Origin of the sequence: Anaerosolibacter carboniphilus (assembly GCF_014205875.1) — a bacterium.
In the GTDB taxonomy this organism is placed as follows: domain Bacteria; phylum Bacillota; class Clostridia; order Peptostreptococcales; family Thermotaleaceae; genus Anaerosolibacter; species Anaerosolibacter carboniphilus.
On the sequence record NZ_JACHEN010000021.1, the window covers coordinates 67878 to 90571 of the forward strand.

The 22694-nt window shown below is 40.1% G+C and carries 20 protein-coding genes and 1 riboswitch; of the genes, 3 read left to right on the forward strand and 17 right to left on the reverse strand.

The window, feature by feature from the left end; all coding sequences use genetic code 11:
- Positions 1-44: 44 nt before the first annotated feature.
- From HNQ80_RS16330 to HNQ80_RS16350, 6 genes are all read right to left on the reverse strand, one after another.
- Complete coding sequence (locus HNQ80_RS16330; RefSeq protein ID WP_184311732.1) at positions 45-320, reverse strand: hypothetical protein; 276 nt, start codon at positions 318-320, stop codon at positions 45-47.
- Between the two features lie 635 nt (positions 321-955).
- Entirely contained in the window at positions 956-1192 is a 237-nt protein-coding gene (locus tag HNQ80_RS16335) for a hypothetical protein (RefSeq protein WP_184311733.1), read from the reverse strand.
- Between the two features lie 200 nt (positions 1193-1392).
- Positions 1393-1584 (reverse strand): hypothetical protein, encoded by a 192-nt coding sequence (locus tag HNQ80_RS25660; protein WP_207727052.1) that lies wholly within the window; start codon positions 1582-1584, stop codon positions 1393-1395.
- 161 nt (positions 1585-1745) lie between these two features.
- A complete protein-coding gene (locus HNQ80_RS16340; RefSeq protein WP_184311734.1) occupies positions 1746-2237 on the reverse strand; it encodes a hypothetical protein in 492 nt (163 codons plus the stop codon).
- A 40-nt stretch (positions 2238-2277) separates the two neighbouring features.
- Positions 2278-8280 carry a DUF6531 domain-containing protein gene (locus tag HNQ80_RS16345; protein ID WP_184311735.1) on the reverse strand — a complete coding sequence of 2001 codons (6003 nt, stop codon included), beginning with the start codon at positions 8278-8280 and terminating at the stop codon, positions 2278-2280.
- A gap of 38 nt (positions 8281-8318) precedes the next feature.
- Positions 8319-10298: an S-layer homology domain-containing protein gene (locus tag HNQ80_RS16350; protein WP_184311736.1), complete on the reverse strand. Its 1980-nt coding sequence runs from the start codon at positions 10296-10298 to the stop codon at positions 8319-8321.
- A gap of 184 nt (positions 10299-10482) precedes the next feature.
- Positions 10483-10565: riboswitch (cyclic di-GMP riboswitch) on the reverse strand.
- 389 nt (positions 10566-10954) lie between these two features.
- Here HNQ80_RS16350 and hcp point away from each other — a divergent pair.
- Entirely contained in the window at positions 10955-12313 is a 1359-nt protein-coding gene (hcp, locus tag HNQ80_RS16355) for a hydroxylamine reductase (protein ID WP_330602910.1), read from the forward strand.
- A 44-nt stretch (positions 12314-12357) separates the two neighbouring features.
- Here the strand turns inward: hcp and HNQ80_RS16360 are convergent, their stop codons facing one another.
- From HNQ80_RS16360 to HNQ80_RS16375, 4 genes are all read right to left on the reverse strand, one after another.
- Positions 12358-12915: a GNAT family N-acetyltransferase gene (locus HNQ80_RS16360; RefSeq protein WP_184311737.1), complete on the reverse strand. Its 558-nt coding sequence runs from the start codon at positions 12913-12915 to the stop codon at positions 12358-12360.
- Positions 12916-12931: 16 nt separating this feature from the next.
- Positions 12932-13675 (reverse strand): tRNA pseudouridine(38-40) synthase TruA, encoded by a 744-nt coding sequence (truA, locus tag HNQ80_RS16365; protein WP_184311738.1) that lies wholly within the window; start codon positions 13673-13675, stop codon positions 12932-12934.
- Between the two features lie 48 nt (positions 13676-13723).
- Entirely contained in the window at positions 13724-13921 is a 198-nt protein-coding gene (locus tag HNQ80_RS16370; RefSeq protein ID WP_184311739.1) for a hypothetical protein, read from the reverse strand.
- A gap of 103 nt (positions 13922-14024) precedes the next feature.
- A complete protein-coding gene (locus HNQ80_RS16375) occupies positions 14025-14591 on the reverse strand; it encodes a cysteine hydrolase family protein (RefSeq protein ID WP_184311740.1) in 567 nt (188 codons plus the stop codon).
- Positions 14592-14849: 258 nt separating this feature from the next.
- On the opposite strand from HNQ80_RS16375, the gene HNQ80_RS16380 reads away from it, so the two are divergent.
- Entirely contained in the window at positions 14850-15110 is a 261-nt protein-coding gene (locus tag HNQ80_RS16380) for a hypothetical protein (RefSeq protein ID WP_184311741.1), read from the forward strand.
- 78 nt (positions 15111-15188) lie between these two features.
- Here the strand turns inward: HNQ80_RS16380 and HNQ80_RS16385 are convergent, their stop codons facing one another.
- Both HNQ80_RS16385 and HNQ80_RS16390 read right to left on the reverse strand, forming a co-directional pair.
- Positions 15189-15407 (reverse strand): FmdB family zinc ribbon protein, encoded by a 219-nt coding sequence (locus HNQ80_RS16385; protein ID WP_184311742.1) that lies wholly within the window; start codon positions 15405-15407, stop codon positions 15189-15191.
- A 5-nt stretch (positions 15408-15412) separates the two neighbouring features.
- Positions 15413-16564 (reverse strand): THUMP domain-containing class I SAM-dependent RNA methyltransferase, encoded by a 1152-nt coding sequence (locus tag HNQ80_RS16390; protein WP_184311743.1) that lies wholly within the window; start codon positions 16562-16564, stop codon positions 15413-15415.
- A 341-nt stretch (positions 16565-16905) separates the two neighbouring features.
- Here HNQ80_RS16390 and HNQ80_RS16395 point away from each other — a divergent pair, with 341 nt between their 5' ends.
- A complete protein-coding gene (locus HNQ80_RS16395; RefSeq protein ID WP_184311744.1) occupies positions 16906-18156 on the forward strand; it encodes an MDR family MFS transporter in 1251 nt (416 codons plus the stop codon).
- A gap of 44 nt (positions 18157-18200) precedes the next feature.
- Here HNQ80_RS16395 and thiC read toward each other — a convergent pair whose 3' ends face one another.
- From thiC to thiH, 5 genes are read right to left on the reverse strand one after another with little or no spacing between them, the layout of a single operon-like run.
- Complete coding sequence (thiC, locus tag HNQ80_RS16400) at positions 18201-19502, reverse strand: phosphomethylpyrimidine synthase ThiC (RefSeq protein ID WP_184311745.1); 1302 nt, start codon at positions 19500-19502, stop codon at positions 18201-18203.
- Entirely contained in the window at positions 19503-20300 is a 798-nt protein-coding gene (gene thiD, locus HNQ80_RS16405; RefSeq protein WP_184311746.1) for a bifunctional hydroxymethylpyrimidine kinase/phosphomethylpyrimidine kinase, read from the reverse strand.
- 10 nt (positions 20301-20310) lie between these two features.
- Positions 20311-20940, reverse strand: a complete 630-nt coding sequence (thiE, locus tag HNQ80_RS16410) for a thiamine phosphate synthase (RefSeq protein ID WP_184311747.1) — start codon at positions 20938-20940, stop codon at positions 20311-20313.
- A 4-nt stretch (positions 20941-20944) separates the two neighbouring features.
- Positions 20945-21571, reverse strand: coding sequence for a sulfur carrier protein ThiS adenylyltransferase ThiF (gene thiF, locus HNQ80_RS16415; RefSeq protein ID WP_184311748.1), 627 nt, complete (start codon positions 21569-21571; stop codon positions 20945-20947).
- 9 nt (positions 21572-21580) lie between these two features.
- The gene (gene thiH / locus HNQ80_RS16420; protein WP_184311749.1) at positions 21581-22684 is read right to left on the reverse strand and encodes a 2-iminoacetate synthase ThiH; all 1104 of its coding nucleotides are present in this window, start codon (positions 22682-22684) and stop codon (positions 21581-21583) included.
- Between the last annotated feature and the right edge of the window lie 10 nt (positions 22685-22694).

A 22694-nucleotide genomic window follows, 5' to 3' on the forward strand; every position in this document is an offset into this window, starting at 1 on the left:
CCGTATTTATCTTTCTTAAAAATTTTTCCAGTAAATATGATTGCCTACTTCTTCATAACTGGTATAAAGAGTATATTAATTGTGAAATGCATTAACAAAATTAAAATAACTATCATTGTTTTTATCAATATTTCAAAGCTTGCTGTTAGTACAAAATAGTAAGTAATGGCATACAATATGTCTATTAAAGATGTATAACTGGGAGGACCATATTTTTCTCCACAATTACTGCATTTTGATTTGTACCTAACATCGAGCATAGCTTTTTTAATAATACTTATAGAATCTTTACCGCAATGTGGACATTTGTACATTTTCATAAGTAACTACTCCTCCACATTTTCATATTTGCAACAAGGGCGCAACAAGGGGACGGTTTTCGATTGTCGCATTTTATTCTTATTGATTTCAACTAAACCCTAAAAATTATATCCTTACTGATTCCTGATATATGATATGTACAATATTTCTTGCACCAAGCTTTTCGTTAATTCTTTGATTTCTTTTTTCCCTTATTATACCATACCATTCCTATAGAAAGAAAAATGCGACAGAGAAGAACCGTCCCCCTGTCGCATTAAAAGTATATTAGCTCTTTTATCAAATTTAATATAGTATAGTATCATTGTAGGTAATGTGTTTTTTAGTATCATACTTAACAAAAACAATCCGCCGACTAATCCTATATTCTTAATAATATTCGTACTTCCATTATCACTAATAAGTAAAATGCATAGTAACAATGAAGAATATACGATATGTATAATCGTGAAATTACTCCTCTTCAAACTAATCCCCCCCTCATCCAATCTATAAGCAATTTACTTTAGAGCTTTATAAGCATTATATACTGCATCAAAAATATTAATTTTAAATACTTTTGTTGTAGTAACTCCTGTATTTATTTCTGCAGGGACAAAAGACACGTTTCCACCAACACTTATAGTGCTAGCCGTTACTGTCCTATTATCATCAGTGTGTCCAACAGAATGTGAGTAATCAGCCGATATCGCAAGCCCTTCCCCAAAGTCTGCCCCCCCTCCAAAAAGGCAGATGTTCCATTCATATCATCTACACTTTCCATATTATATGAAACAGTAGCATTTACTGATAGTCCTCCTTCAATATCGCTTTTTCCTTTGAAACCTCCAGTAACTGCTATCCCTACGTTACCTTGTGTATCAAAAACCAACTGGGCAGAACCTGTAGATCCGATAAAATCTACGCCACCGCCCGCTGCAGATACCGAAGGTATTTCAAGGAAAATACTACCATCTGCACTAGCAAATTTGTTATATTTATCTACAGCATTTGTACATATCGTTTAATCGGATTTTCTACTTTACCTTCACTCGTCCCCTAGGTTGTAAAGATGACCGTTCTATCTCAAATCTACATTACAAAAACTCCTGCAGGCTCCGCCTTTACTTCAAGTTTTTTTATATCAATATCTGTTTCAACACGCCTACCATCAAATCCTTCTTCTATCCTTTTGCCTATGGCTTTTATGGCGGGGGGTGGGGGCTGGTAGGGAATCAAACTAAAGAAAAAAGCCTTATATATAGAGTATATTCCCCTATACATAAGGCTCTGTATTAGATTCTCATAGTAACAATTCTGTCTAGAGATACAGCATATCAAAATATCTTAGTGTCGTTTCTCCTGCATACCTCTAATATGGAGGGTGGTACGGTTTGATATTAGAGTTGATTGCAAGAGTCTTATTTTATTACGCTCTTACTCTCCTACCACGGTAACTTTATGAAGTCATAGATAGTTAGGTAGGACTTAGGTGCATACATATCTCTTAAAGAATCTCGTCTAATTGGATAAACTATCCTCCATTCATCTACTTTAAAATCTAGCATTAATTCTTGAACCCCATCTACAATCAGATCTCCAGTCTTTTCTGTTTGCTCCGTATTTCCAATAAATACATATTCGTTTCCTGTGTAATAGGGTATGAAACTTCTATTTAAACTTTTAAGAGGATCTTTACCACGAAGTGGCTCTGATAGATAAATGGCTGTTTTAGGAATTAAATCCCTTACTCCATTTTCATCTCCAATAGCCAACCAAATCGATCCTGTTACCTGTGTATATCTACAAATATATAGTTCCTTTGATCCTTTAATGTCCAATAATTTCTTCAAATCACCTTTTTCTATGTTAACCGCTGTCTTTACAGGTATAAAGTCAAGCAGGATCATAAAAGCTATAATAACTAGAATGATCATAACAACCTTCCTCCTCCTCACGTTTCTCCACCTCTCATATTTATTTAGCTATAAAATACTTCCAATATGCTTCTTTACCTTCAACAGGAAAACGGAGTGAACCCTCTTGTCTATATCCAGTTGCTTTTCTGTCTTCCTTTATTTTAGCTATGTCTGGGTCAGGCTCTCCAAATACTTTATACCGACCTCTCTGTATAAATGACCTATTTTTTATAATCTCATGTTGCTCTTTAGTATATGCAATGAAATCATAATCTGTTTTAAGCACCATTGCTTTGACATTTCCTCCAGTCAAATTTGCCCAAGCTTGTGCAAAGCTACTATCGCCTCCAGTTCCAGCATTACAAGAATAGAAGGTTGAATTTGTTTTATTAAACGCACTATTATTTATTGAGGATAAATCTGATATTTTTATATCATAGTTTGAGCCAAAATTCAGTTCACCAGGATGCCCATGCCCAAATAACGTAAAGTTTGAAATAGTCATTGACCTACTAGCATTACCTTTGACACTACCAGTATTAATATAGTTCACAAATTCCTGCTTACTGTTTACGAAAACAATTGATACATTAAGGCTATTAGCAGTATTTTCAAAGTTCTTTATGTCTGTTGCTGAATAACTTCCCTTATCAATCATCCATGTTATAAGCTGTTTTGGATTCAATCTCTTATAGTCATTTATCTGCTTTATGGCTGTCTCAATGAAGTTATATTTAAATCTACCCACATCACCTTCTTGTCCAGATGCTACGATTATCTCTTCACAACCATTCCATTTTTTTGGAGCCAATCCCAATGGATCCACATACTTCAGAGGATTATTTAACACATATGGATAAGGATTCATTGTATTCGGTTGAACTTGTGTACCACTCCATGGGTCTTCTGATATAAACCGTCCTATTTTTGGTTCATAGTATCTTGCTTGAGCATACCACATTTCTGCTGCTGCATCATACTGGTAGCCTGTATAGCCGAAGGTATTGTCTGGGCCTGACCAATTTTGGTCGAACTTTCTAAAGGATAGAGGTCTACCAAATTCATCGTAGTTGTAATGAGCGGATGTTTTTCCATCTTCTCCGATGAGTTTTGTGGTACTTCCCAGTTCATCCTGTAGGTAATATACTCTTTCTGGTGTTCCCGAAAGATTTGTTTCCAATCCCCTTGGTATCCAGCCATTGTCATGATCCTCTATCATCCACATATCCATACTGAGTCTATCTAATCCATAGGTATAGCGCTGGATCTGATAGTGGTCTCCGTAGATCATCAGTACGTTGTTGTATGGGGATGTGATGTCTACCACAAAGTTTTGTTCCATGTAGTCTCGTTTGTTTTGGTGTCCCCAACCTGGCTTTGGGTTTCCATGGTTATTGTCATTTCCATAATGGTTTCCTGGATTGTCTCCATCGTTTCCATAATGGTTTCCAGGGTTGTCCCCACCTTGACCCGGCGGCAGTGGTCGATTGTCTCCACCAGAATGGTCTAACTGGGTAATGGTTTTTATTCTGTTGCCAAATCCATCGTAGGTATATTTGGTGATATCGTTATGCTTGTTGGTCACTTTGACCAGTTTGTTTGTTGCATCATAGTCATACTTATTAAATATTCTACCTTCTGTTCTTAGTTTAATCAAGTTGCCACGGTTGTCGTATTCGTAGATTTTTTCTCCATCTTCTTCTTGGTCTGTGATGATATCGTCATAGGTAGCGATGAGTCTATTCAGTTCATCGTATTGGTAGCTGATAGCCTCCTTGACTTCATTTCCTATCCATTCTTCCATTCTTACTCTGTTACCTAACGTATCATAGAAGTATTTTCTGTTTTCCTGGTTATTTTCCATGACTTCTGTCAGTTGGTTGAGCGGGTCATATTTATAGGTTGTCTCTTCCCACTCTTCACCAGCCACTACTTCGATATCTAGATCATTTCTTTCTTTAGATATCTTGATTTTGTTTCCTGCGGGATCATAGTAGTATTTATATCGATCAGTAATCTTTCCTGTTGGACTCAGTTCTTGTAATTCTGTAATCTGTGATACGGCATCATACTCATATTGGGTTTTTGAGCCATTAGGAAGTATTTTTTCTACCACATTCCCCAACGGATCGTATTGATACCTGGTTAATTTGCCGAAATGATCTTTTACGGAGGTTAATCTTTCCGCCAGGTCATATCCGTAAGATACTTGGCTGCCATCGGCATAGGTGATGGACTTTTTCTCTCCCGTAGGACTCCAGCTGTATTCTGTGATGCGATTGTCAAAATCCGTTACTTTTAGGATTCTTCCCAATGGGTCTAGGTCCAGCTTGGTTGTCCCTAGCCAATCCTTCATCTCTGTCATTTGTCCCAGTGGGTTGTACTTAAATTCCACTTGTTTTTCATTGTTGTAGTTAATTTTCTTTAGTAAATTATTTGGATCATAGTCATAGGTTGTGGTATAGCCATCCCTGTCTTTTTGAGAAATCAGGTTTCCATTGGCATCATATTCATATATGGTCACCTTCCCTGCAGCATCTCTAGCCTTTGTCATAAGTCCTCTTTTATCATAGCTAAAGAAGGTAGATTGTAGATCTGTAAAAGGTGATAGCATTTGAGTATATACTGCTCCTGCCACCGTAGCTTCACCGTTTTCAAGCTGGGTAAGCAGCGGTATATCATCTGATCCATATACACTTTCCACTACTGTCTGTTCTTGCTCACTTCCAGTATCTGTATAAACACCATCTGCTACTGTTTGGTTTTCAGGCACAGAAAGGAACGTCATCTGTGTAAAATCTGCTATGTCTTGTCTATCTAGGCTTCTACGTTGATGTATTTCTGTGAGGTTTCCTAATTTATCGTATACATACTTTGTACTGTGGCCCTTAGCATCAATGACTTCTATAAGATTTCCTTGGGCATCATATTTGTATTCCGTTCTATTTCCGTTTTCATCGATTGTAGCTGATACTTGGCCCATTTTTGTATATTCAAAGGATTTCCTATGACCGAGGGCGTCGATAATGGTTTTTACACGATTTAAGCGGTCATAGGCATAGTGTGTTTCATTTCCTAATGCATCAATAGTTGTCTTTACATTACCATTTCTATCATACTTCCACTCTGTTACTGCCCCTTCTGGATCTATCATTTTTGTCATCTTTCCTAGAGAATTGTATTCATATTTCATGATAGCTCCCTTGGCGTCAGTTACAGTTTCTACTAGCCCTAGCTTGTTATATGTAAAAGAGGTGATGTTATTCATCTCGTCCTTTACGGTCTTTACCTTACCATCATCGTAATAGTCATATTCAATGGTATTGTTTAAAGCATTGGTAAGTTTTTTGATTCTTCCTACAGAATCATATTCATACTTGGTTTCTGCTTGGTTTGCATCCTTCGCTTTTTCCAAGCGATTTAAAGCGTCATATTCAAAGTTTATTTCATTCTTCTTCGGATCAATGGTTTTGATCATGTTTCCATTTGGGTCGTATTGATACTCATAAACATAATTCTCAGGATCCTTAGCAGAAATCAATCTGTCTTGATCATCATAACCATAGATGGTTATACCACCATTGGCATCTATGATCTTCTCTACATTTCCTCGCTTATCATATTGATATTCTGTAATGCTATTTAGTGGATCCGTTACCTTGATAAGCTGGTCAGCTTGATCATATTCGTATTTTGTGATATTTCCATTTTGATCCTTTACTTCTTTCAATTTTCCATTGGCTGTATAGAGATAAGATGCGCTGTTGTTCTCAGCATCCGTTACTTTTTTGATTTCTCCTGTCTTTGTATATTCAAGACTTGTTCGATTTCCTTCAGGTTCAATAATTGCTTTTACACGGTTTAATTCATCATATTCAAATTTCGTCACATGTCCAAGGGGATCTACCATTTCATAAATATTTCCCTTACTGTCATAACGCATTTCCACTTGACTGCCGTCAGGCTGCACCATTTTCCTTGGAAGTCCCTTTTGATAGTCTCTATACTCTATCGTTCTATTCATTGGGTCCGTACTTGTTAATAGATTTCCATTATTGTCATAGGTGAAGCTATGTACCTTACCATCTGGCTGTGTGATAGAAGTTACTTTGTTGTTATGATCGTAGGTATATCTTGTAATATAGCCTAATGGATCTTTTACTAGAGTGACATTGCCCTGATCATCGTATTCGTAAGTATAAGTATTACCCTTTTTATCAGTATAGGAGGTCATCTCATCCTTGTCATTAAAGGTTTTTTTCTCCATACCATCAGAAAAAATCTTTTCAGTTATTCGATATCTTTCATCAAACTTATAGACGACTTTACTGCCATCCCGTTCCGTCACCGTAGTCGTTCTATTCACGTCGTCATAGTCAAAATACATTTTGTTATTATCAGGGAAGGTCTGTTCGATTACTCTTCCTTTATCATCGTAAATATTACGTACGCTGCCATCTTTTAAAGGACTTATCACTTGCGTTAGTTGATGCTTATTACCATATCTATATTCGATAACATTTCCTTCAGGGTCTCTATAGGAAGCTAGTTCGTCTCCATCATAAGTATATGACACATACCGTCCCGTTTGATCGGATATCATCTCGATACGTCCATCTCTATAATACTGAAGGACTAAATAGCCGCTATCATTTCTAATCTCTCGGATACGCATATTCTTATAGGTCAGCGAGGTTTTATTGCCATTGTTATCAACAATAGAAGTTAGCTGCCCTCTTTCATTGAAGTGATACTTCCATTTGTTTTCCATGGTCAATGTATATGTTCGATCACTGTTTTTAGCAAGTTCATTATGGATTCCAACGGGTGGTTCATAGGTTCTACTATTTAATAGTTTATATATTTCTCTTTTCCCATCATAAGCTATGATTTCAATGGATTCGTCCTTCATCACCTGGAGTCTATATTCAAAGTTATGGTGCCAATTCATTCCCAAATCACCATTATATAGATCTCTTGAATTATAGAATCGGCTAAAGGAAACAGGGAAGCCTCCATCTATTCTAATATCCTCATGACTGTAGATGAAATTACCTGTTGCAATATTGACTGGATCGGGTGTTGTCTCTCCAGTGATAAGATTTACGGTCCCACACAGAAATTCTACGTCTTTATACTCATCAGATTTTGACTTTGGTGGTTCCCCATCAATTACAGGATCAAAGACAAGAAGTTCATTGTCAAGGTATACAATATATGGCGCAATAAGCTCATTATCTTTCATAATATCTATATGTTTGTCACTATTTCCATAATAGTATCCTGCCATAAGCGCAAGGCTATCTTGGGGTCTTACAATGTGCTTTAGCACACTGATTGGCCCTAAGTCGATCTCTTCTGATTCCCATTCGATATGGCTGCCATTTTCATCTGTTATTGTTTCTGGAACCTTATTGGTCTTTACTGCTGTTATTTTGACCTTTTTATATGCTGGCAATGTGATATCCATAGACCACATTCCTCCAACGACATTTGCATTTCCAATGCTGGCTCCATCCATGAATACTTCTACGCTGTCCGTATACTCTTCCTCGCCGGTCTCATTCTCTTCAGCTGAACCATAAAGCAGGAAGGGTTCTCCTTCTACGCTAGGTGCTAAGGCGATATCTTTTGAAGGTTTATCTAAAATCATCACCTTTGTTTCAGAAGGATACATATTCCATTCTCCTTGAGGGAGAATATACACCAAATATGTACCGTTTGGAACGACATTTCCTGCATCATCCGTTCCATCCCAGGTCTCCATATTCGTTACAAATTCACCTGGATAAACTTTTGCCTCATGTATCGTCTTAATAGGATCCTTCTTATCTGTATCATCGCTTCTATAAATCTTCACAGATGCCGTTTGCTGGTACTGAAAATTCCACAGTATTTTTGTTGCCTCTCCCTTATAAGGATTGATAACAGCAGGCTGTGCTTTGGTGAACTTCGTCTGCGTTTGATTTTCATCAGCAAAAGTCTCTATCGGTAAAACTATGGTAAACATGATGGCAAATACCAATAGAAAAGAAACATACTTCTGCCAGTTCTTATTCATTCACTTCGCCTCACTTTCTCTTAAGTCTTACAAAATATCTATAATTGATTTAGTTTTTCTAAAAATTGATACAGCATAGCTGCCGCTTCAGCTCTCGTAGCATTTTTCTCTGGTGTCAGCTCATTGTTATAGCCTTTGATGATGCCATATTTTACAGCCTTTTCCATAGAACCTATCGCCCACTGGCTAATCTTCTGATGGTCTTTAAAACTGCTTAGTTCTATGTCGTTTACAATGTTTAATTCCCTGTTTGTATCTGCTAGAACCTTCATCAAGATGGTAACCATCTGTTCCCGGGTGATTGGTTGATTTGGATTGAATTTACCATCATAACCGGATACCCAGCCCTTCTGATGGGCAGCATAGACAAACTCCTTCGCCCAGAAGTTTTCTTCTACATCTGTAAATATTTTTTCTTCTGAAAGGTTTTGGTTTATTTCCCTATCTCCCATGCTCTTCATGATGACGGTTACGAACTCTGCCCTGGTCATTGGTTTATCAGGTCTAAAGGTTTCATCCTCATATCCGCTGATGATATATCTGGCCGCGATTACATCTACGATCTCACGGGCCCAATGGCTGTTCATGTCCTTAAACTGTTTGTTGTACATCATAAGGGCAGCATTCCCATTATCCACTACTTGTGTAACCAATTGTTTCGTGGTATTATCTCGTGCTGCATTCGTAGGTCTTAATGTACCATCTGCATCTACATTGTAGATACATACTTTCTTATCCATCCCCTGTAGATTGATCTTGTCATAGCTTAAGGTCAGCTCCATAGGATAAATCGGCTTTAGGTTTCCTTCGATCTCCCAAGTATAGACTGGGGTAAGGGCGATATATGAATCTTTTGCGGAAGGAGTTTGCTGATTAAGGATCATATAGACATCCTTTTCAAAACTTCCTTTCGTCACTTTTAATGTCATCCTTCCATCCTTGGAGGATACAACCGTGTCTTCATTTGCTTTTACAAGTATTTTGTTTTCTTGCACCTTCACCGTATATTCTCTAGAGTCTGAAGAACGCGGTTTAGGCAGTGGCGTATTGGTTGTTTTTTGTGCTCGATCCAACGCTGTCTGTATCGATTCTTCAATGATGTTTTTACCATCGTACCAAACCACCCTATCTCCTATTAAGAAAGCTTGCTTCGGTAGGGTACTAAAAGGGGATTTGATCGCCTGATCCGTAATGCTGTTTACATCATTGAGGATTAATTTATCATTTTCAATAATTAATAGTGCATCTCCAGAAAAAGCAATGGGTCGGTGATTTTCTGGTCCTACAGTTAGTTTTCTCTCACGAGCCCTTTGGGTATCATACATATGCCCGTGGCTGTACCCATCATAGGCTTCCATCCAAATGATTTTCCCACTATTCACCAATGGATCCAACTCATCCCCTAGACCATAGGTGATTCGTTCTTCCTTTCCTACTGCCAGAGAATACATGTAGATATCAAAGTCTCCTCTCCGAGAATCCATCCATGCAATGATATCTCCATCAAATGCAACCCCAAAAGCCTGCGCCCCATCAGAGGATACCCTCTTTAAAATATCATTCTTTAAATCATAAAGCATGACATCCTTTCTTCCACCTTGGTGGTCTACCCATACTACCTTATTTTTTGCAATGACAGGGGTCTGATGGTTTCCTTCCACATTGGATATCTTTTTTTCTATGCCTGTAGTCATATCATAGAGATAAATATCAAAATATCCTGTTCCATCAATCAGATGATCTCGATTATCCTGCCATACGATGTAGTTCTCCCAGACATCAGAATACCCCTGGGTATTGAAATCTGTGGTAATTTGTTCAACACTGCCTCCTGTCAGATTTAAATGGTAAACGTCCCAGTTACCACTATCATAGGACATCCATACCACATGATTTCCATCTACTTGTATGGTCCCTTGCGGTTGGATTCCTTCACTGGCACCCCAAGCAATATTTATGCTGGTGAGCATAAGAATCCAAGCCAAGATTAGAACCAATGCGCTTCTTTTTCTTAACATTGTATTACTCCTTTCTGATTCATTTTTCATGTACACATGAATAGATTTTTGGGGGAAATGAGTCCATTTCCTGTTGAAAAGATAGGATGGATTTGCACGATGGGCATTTATAAAGAAAAACAATTGCAGCAAAATAAAAAAACTCCATGCCGAAAAAGGGCATAGAGATATCCTAGGCTCATTCACCGGCAGCTCGGCGATCATGGCAAATGCTTTAGACCCGTAGCTTTGCGTCCTTGCCTTTCGACAAGTTTGCCTTTATCGATTTTATTTTACATTGTTTTCCACGGTTTTATTTTTTTTGACATAAACTAAGAAAATCCTTTATATTTTCGTCGATATATTTTGTCACAATTCGACATTTCCCTTTTTTGTTTCTCTGTTTCCATTGATATCTCCATGTTTTCATTCATCTGGGACTATCTTCCTAAATAATTTATGGATATCCACATCAAATTCATTTTCACCTTGTTCTTTGCAGCTTTTATCAAGGCATTGCATCCATGTCCTGGTCATTTTCTTGACAATCATCACATAATCCTGTGACACATGTCACAGATTGCTCCCGTAGAATTCGTTATTATAATACTATACTTATGAATTGCTAGGGAGCTTCCCTACTCATATGAAAATATATTTAATAAGGAGGATTACAAATGTTTTTCAAAAAAGCTGAGAAAGTTGAAAAAAGTGAACCAAATCCAATGTTCTGTTACCAATGTGAGCAGACACCAGAAACAGGGTGTACAAAATTTGGGGTATGTGGAAAGAATCCTGATATCTCCAGCTTACAAGATACAATGATCTTAGGTCTTAAGGGTGTAGCTGCCTATGCAACCCATGCCAGAGAATTAGGTGCTGTAGATCCAGAAGTAGATGCAATCATGCATGAAGCATTATATACAACTTTAACAAACTCTAACTTTAACTTAAATGAACACATCGGTATGGCCATGAAGGTTGGTCAAGCGACTGTAAAGGTAATGGATCTATTAGACCGTGCTCATACATCTAAATTAGGTATTCCACAACCAGTAAAGGTTTCTCAAGATAAAATTGAAGGACATTGTATCCTCGTAACAGGACACAATTTATATGCTTTAGAAGAATTATTAAAGCAAACTGAAGGTAAAAACATCAACATCTATACTCACTCCGAAATGCTTCCAGCCCATGGCTATCCAGAGTTAAAGAAATACGCTCACTTAAAGGGTAACGTAGGTAAAGCATGGTTTGATCAAAGAAAATTATTTGAAGAGTTCCCTGGGGCTATCCTTGGTACAACAAACTGCTTAATGCCTATCAAAGGAAACTACTCTGATAAAATGTGGACTTATGGTACGGCTGGATTAGAAGGTGTACAAAAAATCGTTAATGATGATTTCTCAGCACTAATCAACAAAGCTCTTTCCCTAAAACCAGCAAACGTTCAATCAGACAAGACGTTGACAACAGGTTTCCATCACAATACAGTATTAAGTATTGCACCTGAAATCATTGATGCAGTAAAAGCAGGAAAGATTAAGCGTTTCTTCGTGGTTGCAGGCTGTGATGCCCCAACAAAAGGAAGAGACTATTATAGAGAATTCGTGCAAGCATTGCCACCAGAAGCAGTATTGTTAACAACTTCTTGCGGTAAGTTCAGATTTAATGATTTAGAAATGGGAACTGTTCCAGGAACAGAGATCCCAAGATACATTGACTTAGGTCAGTGCAACAACTCCGGTTCTGCTGTAAAAATCGCCTTGGCATTGGCTGATGCATTTGGATGCGGCGTAAACGATCTGCCATTATCCATCGTATTATCATGGTTCGAGCAAAAAGCCGTTGCTATCCTACTTGGTCTATTCAGCTTAGGTGTAAAGAACATATATGTTGGACCAAGCGCACCAAAATTTATTACACCTGGTGTATTAAAGGTATTACAAGATAACTTCAATCTTCAATTAATCAGCGGTGATGCAAAGGCAGACCTAGCTGTAATGTTAGGCGGAGAAGCTTCAGCAAACGCATAAAACCATAAAAAAAGATTTGGAACTCAGTGAGTTCCAAATCTTTTTTATTTATTTTCTTCAGGATCGATCTGTAGACCCATGGCAATGGAATCATAATACCTTCCGTCGATGCAGAAATCTCGAGTAAGTCTTCCCTCTTCTCGAAAGCCCATTTTTCGATAGAGCTGAATCGCCCCTTCATTATCTTCCTTAACCCGCAGATTAATCTTATAGATAAAACCTACTTCCCTCGCCCAATCAATCAGATATTCCAGCAGATATTTTCCGATTCCTAATCCCCAGTATTTTTTCAATACAGAAATCCCAAATTCACCTACATGGGCTACCCTTGGTCTATGTCCACCCCTAAAGGTAAGATTGCCCACGATCTCTCCATCGATTTCCCCTATCAAAAACAGTTGATTCAATCCCTGTTGAAACTCTGCTAAAATACTTTTCTCTTGATCCAAGGTAACAGCAAATTCTCCTGGGCCAAAGGTAAGGTTGTCACTTTCTCCTGCTACTTGATTCACAAAGGTGATCATCGCCTCGGCATCCTCTGGCACAGCTTCTCGCAGAATCATGCTCTGCCCATTTTTTAGCTTCAATACCTTTCGCTTCATCGTCTTTACAACCCCCTTATTCACCATAATGTACTTCATATAAAAATAATCCTTGGGCAGGTGCTGTTATCCCAGCCTGGGCTCTGATTTTTCCTTCCAGAATCTCTGGAATCTCCTCTGCTTTCATTTTTCCTAATCCAACCTCAATCAATGTTCCCGCTATGATCCGCACCATGTTATGTAAAAATCCATTTCCGTGAAATAGAATATTCAGTTCACTATCCTCTTTGTGGATATCTATGGCATAGATCTTCCTTACTGTGGATTTCTTTTTCGATTTCACGGAGGAAAAAGCCTGAAAATCGTGTTCTCCAATAAGATAGCTGGCTGCCTTCCTCATAGCCTCAACATTTAACCGTTGGGGAATATAGTAGGTATATTTCCTGTGGAAAACTGTGGGGATTCTTCCCGTCCATATGCGATACAGGTATTTCTTACTTGTGGCATTGTATCTGGCATGAAACCGTTCTTCTACTTCCACCGCTTCCTTTACTACAATATCTTGGGGAAGGTATTGGTTACAGTAATCCCTCATTTCATAGACAGACATCATGCTGTGGGTTTTAAAATTGGCAATCTGATGATAGGCATGGACACCTGCATCGGTTCGCCCTGAGCCTATGATCTCGATATTTTCCCCTGTCATCTTACTCAATACCCCTTCAAGCTTCGCCTGTATGGTATTGTCTGTATTCCCTAGCCTTTGCCATCCATTGTATTTTGTTCCATCATATTCTATGATCAATTTCACATTTCTCATGGGTTCTTGTACTGCTCCTTCCTCTTACGGCTTTTTAGTAAGTATTCCCTATTTTATATCGTTTTTTGATTTTACTTCTTCAGAAGAAGGATTTATTCGCCTTTCCAGTTCCTTTCCTATGGCAAAGGCCAATCCTGAGAATAGAAAAAAGTAAACCATCGCATTGGTTAACAAAGCAAAAAAGAAGCCGATGAACGCACCTATAAGCATTGTATTCATCGGTATATTTTCCATAAATCTCTTCATTCTCTCCAACCCCCTACATTTTAATATGGTCATTCATTTCTTTTCTTTATCCTCAGGTTAGCGTTTCCTTCCATCTATCGCTATCCGTAGGGGTGTATCTGATTTAAAACAATTTCTTAAACTCTTCCTTCGTTAAGCAAGTAGCAAAACCATTGGATAGAATGGCCGCTTCTACTCTCTGCACTTCTTCCCTGGGAATCCATTCTCCATCCTTTCCTATCATATCAAAGGTAGCTGTACCATCCATAATAAAATAATTTCTATACCCTAGGGCGTGGGCCTCTCGGGTGGTGGTATCACAGCAGTGATCGGTTTGCATCCCGGTAATCACCAGATTTTCTATACCGCTTTCCCGAAGATATCCATCGAGGTCGCTATTGAAAAAGGCCCCTGGTGTATGCTTGATCACAATGTGATCCTCTGGCATAGGCTTGATTTCTTCCATAATTTCTGCGCCTTCCGTTCCCTCTTGGAAGAAATCACTATTTTTATTATGGGTGATATGCTTCACATAAACGACCTTCGCGTTTTTTGTTCTACAGAACTGGATCAAATCTTTAATATTGGATAACAAGGTTGGGGGAGGTACTTGTGGAAGCTTATATTTCCAAAAATCCCACTGCACATCGATGACCAATAAAGCTGTTTTCTCTGGTATCAGCTTAAACATCCTATCTCCTCCTAACAATCATGAAATATTAAAAATATTTTTATTATTCATACCCATATTTTAGACCAAATACAACTGTAATTCAATCCTTCCCAAGTTCTTTTTTCGATTCTTACATCCTTTCTTAACATAAGTAGTACTTTCTCACTATTTCAATATTTATCAAATCAAAATAAAATAATATTTAAGGTACTCAAACTTTTTTCTTTTCTCGTATGTACTTATATGTGATGCTACTATCGAATAGGAGGACTAGCCATGGTTTACAGGGAGCAAAATACAGATTTCTATGCTTCAAAAACCTGTAAAAGGTGCAAGGGTCTGATCCGTAATGCATCCATCTTCGGTTATTGTGAAAAATGTGAAGAAATTATGCAGGATGCATATATGAAGATCAAAGATTATCTTGAAGAATTTCCTGGCGCCACAACCATAGAAATTCAGACACAATTAGGTTTGTCTATCAAAATTATTCACCACCTTGTGGCGGAAGGCCGGGTATCTCTTCAATTAAAATAAAATTTCCCTCCTTTTATACAGCAATGGCTGCCGTAGATACGACAGCCATTGTTTATTTCAACCTTTCTCAAAAACTTCCTACATTCCACAGCCACAGCCCCCACCACAAGGAGTAGTGTTTGGTACACCACAAGGTCTGCTGGTAGAATTACGCCCTATACCAAAGGTTGAAAAGAGTTTCTTTACTTTTTCGCTCTGACAATGGGGACATTTTTGTCCTTGATCCCTGTCACTGGTTTTCACAAGCACATCAAATATTTTTTCACATTCTTCACACTTATACTCAAATACAGGCATTTCCCTTACCCCTTTCCCAACATTTCCTTTGGCGGCTTTGGTCCAAAGAATTGATAATAATCTACCTTGATTCTTCCATTATATAATTTTCTCTTCTTGCTGGCTTTTTTTCCATATAGCGCCTCAAACTGCTCATCAGAGGTTATCACATACACAGACCAAGTATCCAATTTGCTAAAAGCCTGCCCCATCCGCTTATAGAGCCGCTCCACTTCTTTCTTTTCTCCCAGTCTCTCTCCATAGGGTGGGTTGCAAATAATATAGCCATATTTCCCATCGGACTCCACTTTGGCCATATCCTGTACCTTAAAAGTGATACAATCATCCACCCCTGCGCGATAGGCATTGTCCTCGGCAATCTTCACAGCCTTTGAATCTATGTCAGAGGCTAGGATATGAATATCCACATCCTGCCGAATAGCTTTTAGGGCCTCCATACGGGCTTCCTTCCATAGCTGCTCAGGCACCCTAGGCCAAGCTTCAGCAGTAAATTTTCGTTCCAACCCCGGTGCCATATTCCGCCCAATCAAGGCTGCTTCGATGGCAATGGTTCCAGATCCACAGAACGGATCTATCAACACCCGATCTTCCCGCCATCGGCTAATCATCACCATGGCAGCTGCCAGGGTTTCCTTTAAGGGTGCTTCATTGGCCTTTTCTCTGTATCCCCTCTTATGTAATCCTGCTCCACTGGTATCGATGGTTAGAGTTACCACATCCTTTAAAAGAGCTACCTCGATCTCATACTCAGGGCCATCCTCTTGAAACCATTCCACATTATAAACACTTTTCAATCGCTCTACTACCGCTTTCTTTACGATGGCCTGGCAATCAGGCACACTGAAAAGCTGGGATTTTACAGACTTACCGATGACAGGAAATTTTCCATTCTCAGGAATCCATTCCTCCCAAGGGATTGCCTTAGTCTTCTGAAAAAGCTCTTCAAAGCTTCTAGCTTCGAATTCTCCCATCTTCAAAAGGACCCGATCTGCTGTCCGTAACCAAAGATTCGTCTTTGGAATCGCTGCTTCATCACCAGTGAAGCTAACCTTTCCATTTTCCACTTTTATATCTTCATATCCCAGCTGTTTTACCTCCAGCTTTACCATCTCTTCTAGGCCAAAGGTAGCTGTAGCAATTAATTCAATTTTCGCCATACAATCTCTCCTAATTCTCATCTGTTTTCTTACTTATTGGTATTATAGCATAATCTTTTATTAGAAATACATGAACCTTTTTTTCCTATATGGATATGTTATGAAGAATCCAAATTTATATTTCCAACGGTTTTCTTCCAGTTTCCTAGGAGCGGACACTATATATTTGTCCTCTTCCTATGGAGACAACAGCATAGGGCATCCCCTACCTAAGATATAGTAACTAAGCCATAAAAATTTACTTACTTGTTCAAATATTTTTTATATACAGTCAATTATCGTCGTGTTATAATATACTCTATGGAATTATTTGGATTTTATTTTAGGAGGAGGCTTTTTAAATGAAAAAATTCCTTGGGCCCTATAAAGATTTGCCCAATAATGTCTTTGTTATTTTTTTCGCCCGGATGGTGAATAGTGCTGGCCATTTCGTCATGCCTTTCATGGCAATGTTCCTCTCAAACAAGCTGGGTCTATCTACAGAAAAAACTGGATACTTCATGATGCTGGCTGCCTTTGCCTATGTACCTGGCTCCTTCATCGGTGGTAAGCTGGCGGATCACCTGGGACGCAAGAAGATCTTTATTTTATTCCAGTCCTTGGCGGCCCTTAGCTTCATCCCCTGTGCCTTCCTTGGAAATTCTACTGTTATTCCTTGGCTTTTGATACTATCCAGCCTCTTTGGCGGTGCTGCTGGTCCAGCCAATGGTGCCATGGTGGCCGATTTAACCAATAGCACCAATCGAAAAGAAGCATATTCTTTGTTGTACCTAGGCCATAACCTTGGCTTTGCCGTCGGTCCCATGGTAGCGGGGCTTTTATACAAAAACCATTTACCTTGGATTTTTATTGGGGATGCCCTTACCACTTTCCTATCCCTTATTCTGGTGGCTGTATTTATCCCAGAAACAAGGCCCGATGAGGAAAAAATTGCAGAAATTCATGATGATCTGGAAATCAATGAACGGGCAGAGGGCGGCAGTCTACTGTCTGCCATGATCAAAAGGCCTGTTTTGATGACGTTCTTGTTCTGTATCATGCTTTACTCGTTTGTCTACGTCCAACATTTGTTTACCCTACCTATGCAAATGCAACAGTTTTTTGGTGATGATCAGGGAGCAAAATACTATGGTTTCATCATGGCAACCAATGCCCTCACCGTTGTGATCTTTACTACTTTGGTCACCAAGCTAACTTTGAAATTAAAACCGATCTTCTGCGTAGCTTTGGGCGGAATTTTTTACGCCGCAGGGTTCGGTATGCTATCTAGTATCAGTCATCTATATTTGTTTATTTTCTCTACCTTTGTCTGGACCTTGGGAGAAATACTGGTCAGCACCAACGGCATGGCCTATGTAGCCAATAACACCCCCGTCACCCATAGGGGTAGGTTCAACGCCATTGTTCCTATTATCGCTGAGGCAGGTCACGCTTTAGGGCCATTGTGGACAGGCAAATACTTGATGACCCACCGTGTCCTTTCCGTATGGCAGTTAACTTTATATGGTGCATTCTTTATCGCTTTACTCCTTTTCGCCCTCCACTATGTGGAGAATGGCCGCACCCAAAAGTTAAAGCAAGAAGAAATGTAATCCCATAGAAAAACCAGGTGAAATATTTTCACCTGGTTTCTTTGTTAGCATCCACCTTGAAAAGTTCTACCCAAATGCTCACTGACAATCTTATAGGCACAAAACTTTCCGCACATGGTGCAGCAATCTTGAGTATCTGTGTTCTTCTCTTTTCTCAGTCGGTCAGCCTTTACAGGGTCTATAGCCAATTGAATCTGTCTTTCCCAATCCAGATTTTTTCTGGCCTTGGCCATTTCTAAATCCCATTCCTTGGCACCCTTTACCCCTTTTACGATATCGGCGGCATGGGCAGCGATTCTGGAAGCGATTACCCCTTCCTTTACGTCCTCCATAGTTGGTAATCCCAAATGCTCCGCTGGTGTTACATAGCATAGAAAATCTGCGCCAGAAGAGGCCGCGATGGCTCCACCAATGGCAGAAGTGATGTGATCATATCCCGGTGCTACATCAGTCACAATAGGTCCCAATACATAGAAAGGCGCATTGTGGCATAGGGTCTTTTCCATCTTCATATTGGCCGTAATCTGATCCAATGGCACGTGACCCGGCCCCTCTACCATGACTTGAACACCTGCATCTCTCCCTCGTTTTACCAATTCCCCGAGGATGATCAATTCTCTAATCTGGGGTGCATCACTGGCATCTTCGATACATCCTGGTCTCAACCCATCTCCAAGGCTCAGGGTTACATCGTATTTTTTTGCAATTTCCAACAGCCTGTCATACTGAGTATAGAGGGGATTTTCCTTTTGATTATGGAGCATCCAGGCAGTCATGAAAGACCCGCCTCGGGATACGATATCCATCACCCTTCCATTATTCCTTAAAGCCTCAATCACTTCCAACGTCACGCCACAGTGCACCGTGATAAAATCTGCCCCATCTTCACAATGCTTTTCGACAGCATGGAAAATGTCCTCATCGGTCATTTCCACCATCCCTCTCCCCTTTTCCTCTGCATCTACCAAGGCTTGGTACAGTGGCACGGTTCCTACCATCACAGGACTGGCTTGAAGAATGGCCTTTCTGGATTGATCAATGTCTCCTCCTGTGCTTAAGTCCATAACGGAATGGGCGCCTGCTTCAATGGCAGCCTTTAATTTTTCTAATTCCTTTTCAATTTCTGGATAGGCATCGGAGGTTCCGATATTGGCGTTTACCTTGGTGGATAACCCCTTACCTACTGCGATGGGCCGAATCCCTTTATGGTTAATATTGCATGGTAATACGATTTCCCCTTGGGCAATTCCTTCTCTTAACAACTCTGGAGAAATGCCCTCCAGTTCTGCCGCAGCTTCCATTTCCTTTGTAATGATTCCTTTTCTTGCACTTTCTAATTGTGTCATCTATATGCTCCTCTCCGGATAAAACTGATAAAAATGATGGGTTGGGCCAACACCCTTTCCAATGCTAAAGGAATGGGCAATGGCCATGGTAATATAAGACTTGGCTTTTTCAACTGCCTCCACCAGATTACAGCCCAATGCCAAATGGGCTGCAATGGCAGAAGCAAAGGTACATCCTGTTCCATGGGTGTTTTTTGTGTCCACCCGCTCTCCTTCAAAATATATAAATCCTTGCCCATCGTATAGGACATCGGTAGCTTTTCCTTCCAGATGACCACCTTTTACGATCACATGCTTAGGGCCCATGGCATAGATCACTTTGGCAGCTTCTTGCATTTCTTCAAGGGTTTTGACGGTTCTACCTGTAAGTACTTCTGCCTCGTGGAGGTTGGGTGTTACCACATAAGCTTGTGGAATCAGCTTCTGAATCAATGCTTCCTTAGATTCAGGCCTGAGAAGATGACAGCCGCTCTTGGATACCATCACCGTGTCCACCACGGCCTTTTCCATATGGTAGGACTTTAGCTTCTCACCGATCATTTCAATAATCTCTATATTGGATACCATTCCTACCTTCACGGCATCCACAGGGATATCTTGAAAGACTGCATCCATTTGCATCCCCACCATCTCTGGCGAAATCTCTTCCACCCCTATAACACCCTGGGTATTTTGAGCCGTAATGGCTGTAATGACACTCATGCCATAGACGCCTAAAGCCGAAAATGTTTTTAAATCCGCTTGTATTCCCGCGCCTCCGCAGGAATCGGAACCAGCGATGGTCAACGCCTTTTTCATGTACTCACCTCTATTTCATCATCCCTCTTAAAGCTTTAATTTTTTCTCCAATATTCTCTGCCCCTACGATCTCCGTTACAAGGCAGATACATTTTGCACCTCTGCCCTTCACTTCAGCGATATTGTGCTCCTTGATACCTCCAATGGCCACAAAAGGAATATCTAAATTCTTTACCACATAATCTAAATAAGTCAATCCCACTGGATCACATACATCCTTTTTCGTGTAGGTCTTGAAAATAGGTCCTACACCTATATAGTCTGCTCCCCTCTTTACAGCATCCTGGCCTTGTTCCGGTGAATGGGTAGACAAACCGATGATCATGTCCGGCCCCACCAATTCCCGAACCTTTTCAATGGGAAGATCCTCCTGGCCAATATGGATACCATCGGCCTTTACCAAAAGAGCAATGTCAATATCATCGTTGACGATAAAATGAACCCCTGCTTCCTCGGTCAGCTTACGAATAGCTAAGCATTCCTCATATTTATAGAGAGCCTTTTTATCCTTCTCCCGGTATTGAATCACCTTGATGCCAGCACGGATCATTTCCTTGACAACTTCGATATTACTCCGACCAAGGGAATGCTCCTCCGCCGTAATGCCATATAAATCCGTATCAATGATATTTTTACGCATTTGATCACCCCTTTACATATGGATTCTCTCCCAAAACATAGGCTAAAACCACATCTGCCTGTTTTGCCGCTGCAATATTCACCCTGGGAGACATGGGCGGCACGTCTTCGCCCACCTCTGTTTCCAGGTCTCCAACGAGATAAAACCTTTCTTTCATCCGATGTACCTGGATTGCATCGCTTTTTCCCCATCCAGCCAAGCCCGATGCGGAAACCAGCAATTTTTCAGAATTGAGATAGTGCTCCACAATCATCCGCTTATACTGGGCCTTGTCAAAGGCTTCCACCACCACATCACAATCCTTGAACACATCCCCCACATTATGGGATTCAATTTTTTCCCGATAGGTTTCAATCCAAAGATCACAGTTAATATGTAGTAAGTTCTCCTTCAATGCATCCACCTTTTTTCGCCCTACATGCTTGGCAAAATAAAATTGGCGATTCAAATTGGTAAACTCCACCACATCGAAATCTGCCATGACAAAATGCTTGAATCCGCTTCTCACCAGATTGAAGGCACAGTTGGAGCCTAACCCTCCTGCCCCTGCGATTCCTACTTTGCAGTTTTGCACCTTTTCTAAATTTTCCTTACCCATATGACTCAGCAAAGCCTCTTCAAACAAGTTCATACCTGCCTCCTATATTCGATCCCAGTCCTTGAATACAGGCTGATATCCCTTTTCTTTTAGCATCCTCTTCATCTCATATACGCTGCGCTGATCCGAAATGTCAAATTGACTGGAACCTTTGTCATCATCCGTATGCCCTCCTACAGAGGTGGACACCCCTGCAGACATTTTCGTCACCCCTAAAGGCAGCAAATGATCCCGCAGATAGCTCTGTTCCCGGGTAGATATGGCAATCGCCGCCCTTGGTAAGAACAATCTTAAGGCCATCATGATTTGCACCAAATCACGATCTGCCACGGGACTTTTCGGCTGGTAACTACCCAAATGGGGTCTAATCCGAGGCAAAGACAAACCTACCTCTACGTCCAGATACTTATCCTGTAGATACGCCCCATGAATCCCTGTAAGGAAAGCTTCCCTTCTCCAGTCATCCAACCCCAGCAGGGCACCTATATTGACGGAGCGCATACCCGCTTCACAGCCCCGTTCTGGCGCATCCAACCGATACTGATAGTTCTTTTTAGGACCTGAAATATGAACCTCGTCATAGATCTCCTCGTTATATACCTCTTGATAAATCGTCAGCCCATCCACGCCTTCTTCCATAAGCTCCCTGTATTCCTCTGTCTCCAAAGGATAAACCTCGATGGAAATAGATGAAAAGTGTTTTTTCAATATCCTGACGCAGTCCCGGATATATGCCACCGGAGTATGGTGCCGTGATTCGCCAGTGAGGATCAAAACATGCTTTAGCTCTGTTTCAGCGATGGCTCGGGCCTCCTTCTCCAATTCCTCTGGGGATAACTTCTTTCTGGAGAACTTATTATCCACATTAAAGCTGCAATATACACAACGATTAACACAGTAATCCCCAAGATAGATGGGTGTATATAAAAAGATTACTTTCCCAAAATGCTGCACCGTCAAGCGATGAGCTCTTTGAGCCATGGCTTCCAGGTGTTTGCCTGCTTGGGGAGATAATAGGGTTAAAAAGTCCCGTTCATCTAGCTTTTCCTTGGACAATACACGGTGTATGTCTTGATCCGTAATACTGCTAAAAAATCCATATAGATCAAAATCTTTATATTCTAGGTAACGTTGATAAAAACTCATCCAAATCCCT

Bases quoted from the DNA above. Each gene is read 5' to 3' on its own strand.
- HNQ80_RS16330 (WP_184311732.1), bottom strand. From the start codon at position 320: ATGAAAATGTACAAATGTCCACATTGCGGTAAAGATTCTATAAGTATT.
- HNQ80_RS25660 (WP_207727052.1), bottom strand. From the start codon at position 1,584: ATGTATAGGGGAATATACTCTATATATAAGGCTTTTTTCTTTAGTTTG.
- HNQ80_RS16340 (WP_184311734.1), bottom strand. From the start codon at position 2,237: ATGATCATTCTAGTTATTATAGCTTTTATGATCCTGCTTGACTTTATA.
- HNQ80_RS16345 (WP_184311735.1), bottom strand. From the start codon at position 8,280: ATGAATAAGAACTGGCAGAAGTATGTTTCTTTTCTATTGGTATTTGCC.
- HNQ80_RS16350 (WP_184311736.1), bottom strand. From the start codon at position 10,298: ATGTTAAGAAAAAGAAGCGCATTGGTTCTAATCTTGGCTTGGATTCTT.
- hcp (WP_330602910.1), top strand. From the start codon at position 10,955: ATGTTTTTCAAAAAAGCTGAGAAAGTTGAAAAAAGTGAACCAAATCCA.
- HNQ80_RS16360 (WP_184311737.1), bottom strand. From the start codon at position 12,915: ATGAAGCGAAAGGTATTGAAGCTAAAAAATGGGCAGAGCATGATTCTG.
- truA (WP_184311738.1), bottom strand. From the start codon at position 13,675: ATGAGAAATGTGAAATTGATCATAGAATATGATGGAACAAAATACAAT.
- HNQ80_RS16370 (WP_184311739.1), bottom strand. From the start codon at position 13,921: ATGAAGAGATTTATGGAAAATATACCGATGAATACAATGCTTATAGGT.
- HNQ80_RS16375 (WP_184311740.1), bottom strand. From the start codon at position 14,591: ATGTTTAAGCTGATACCAGAGAAAACAGCTTTATTGGTCATCGATGTG.
- HNQ80_RS16380 (WP_184311741.1), top strand. From the start codon at position 14,850: ATGGTTTACAGGGAGCAAAATACAGATTTCTATGCTTCAAAAACCTGT.
- HNQ80_RS16385 (WP_184311742.1), bottom strand. From the start codon at position 15,407: ATGCCTGTATTTGAGTATAAGTGTGAAGAATGTGAAAAAATATTTGAT.
- HNQ80_RS16390 (WP_184311743.1), bottom strand. From the start codon at position 16,564: ATGGCGAAAATTGAATTAATTGCTACAGCTACCTTTGGCCTAGAAGAG.
- HNQ80_RS16395 (WP_184311744.1), top strand. From the start codon at position 16,906: ATGAAAAAATTCCTTGGGCCCTATAAAGATTTGCCCAATAATGTCTTT.
- thiC (WP_184311745.1), bottom strand. From the start codon at position 19,502: ATGACACAATTAGAAAGTGCAAGAAAAGGAATCATTACAAAGGAAATG.
- thiD (WP_184311746.1), bottom strand. From the start codon at position 20,300: ATGAAAAAGGCGTTGACCATCGCTGGTTCCGATTCCTGCGGAGGCGCG.
- thiE (WP_184311747.1), bottom strand. From the start codon at position 20,940: ATGCGTAAAAATATCATTGATACGGATTTATATGGCATTACGGCGGAG.
- thiF (WP_184311748.1), bottom strand. From the start codon at position 21,571: ATGAACTTGTTTGAAGAGGCTTTGCTGAGTCATATGGGTAAGGAAAAT.
- thiH (WP_184311749.1), bottom strand. From the start codon at position 22,684: ATGAGTTTTTATCAACGTTACCTAGAATATAAAGATTTTGATCTATAT.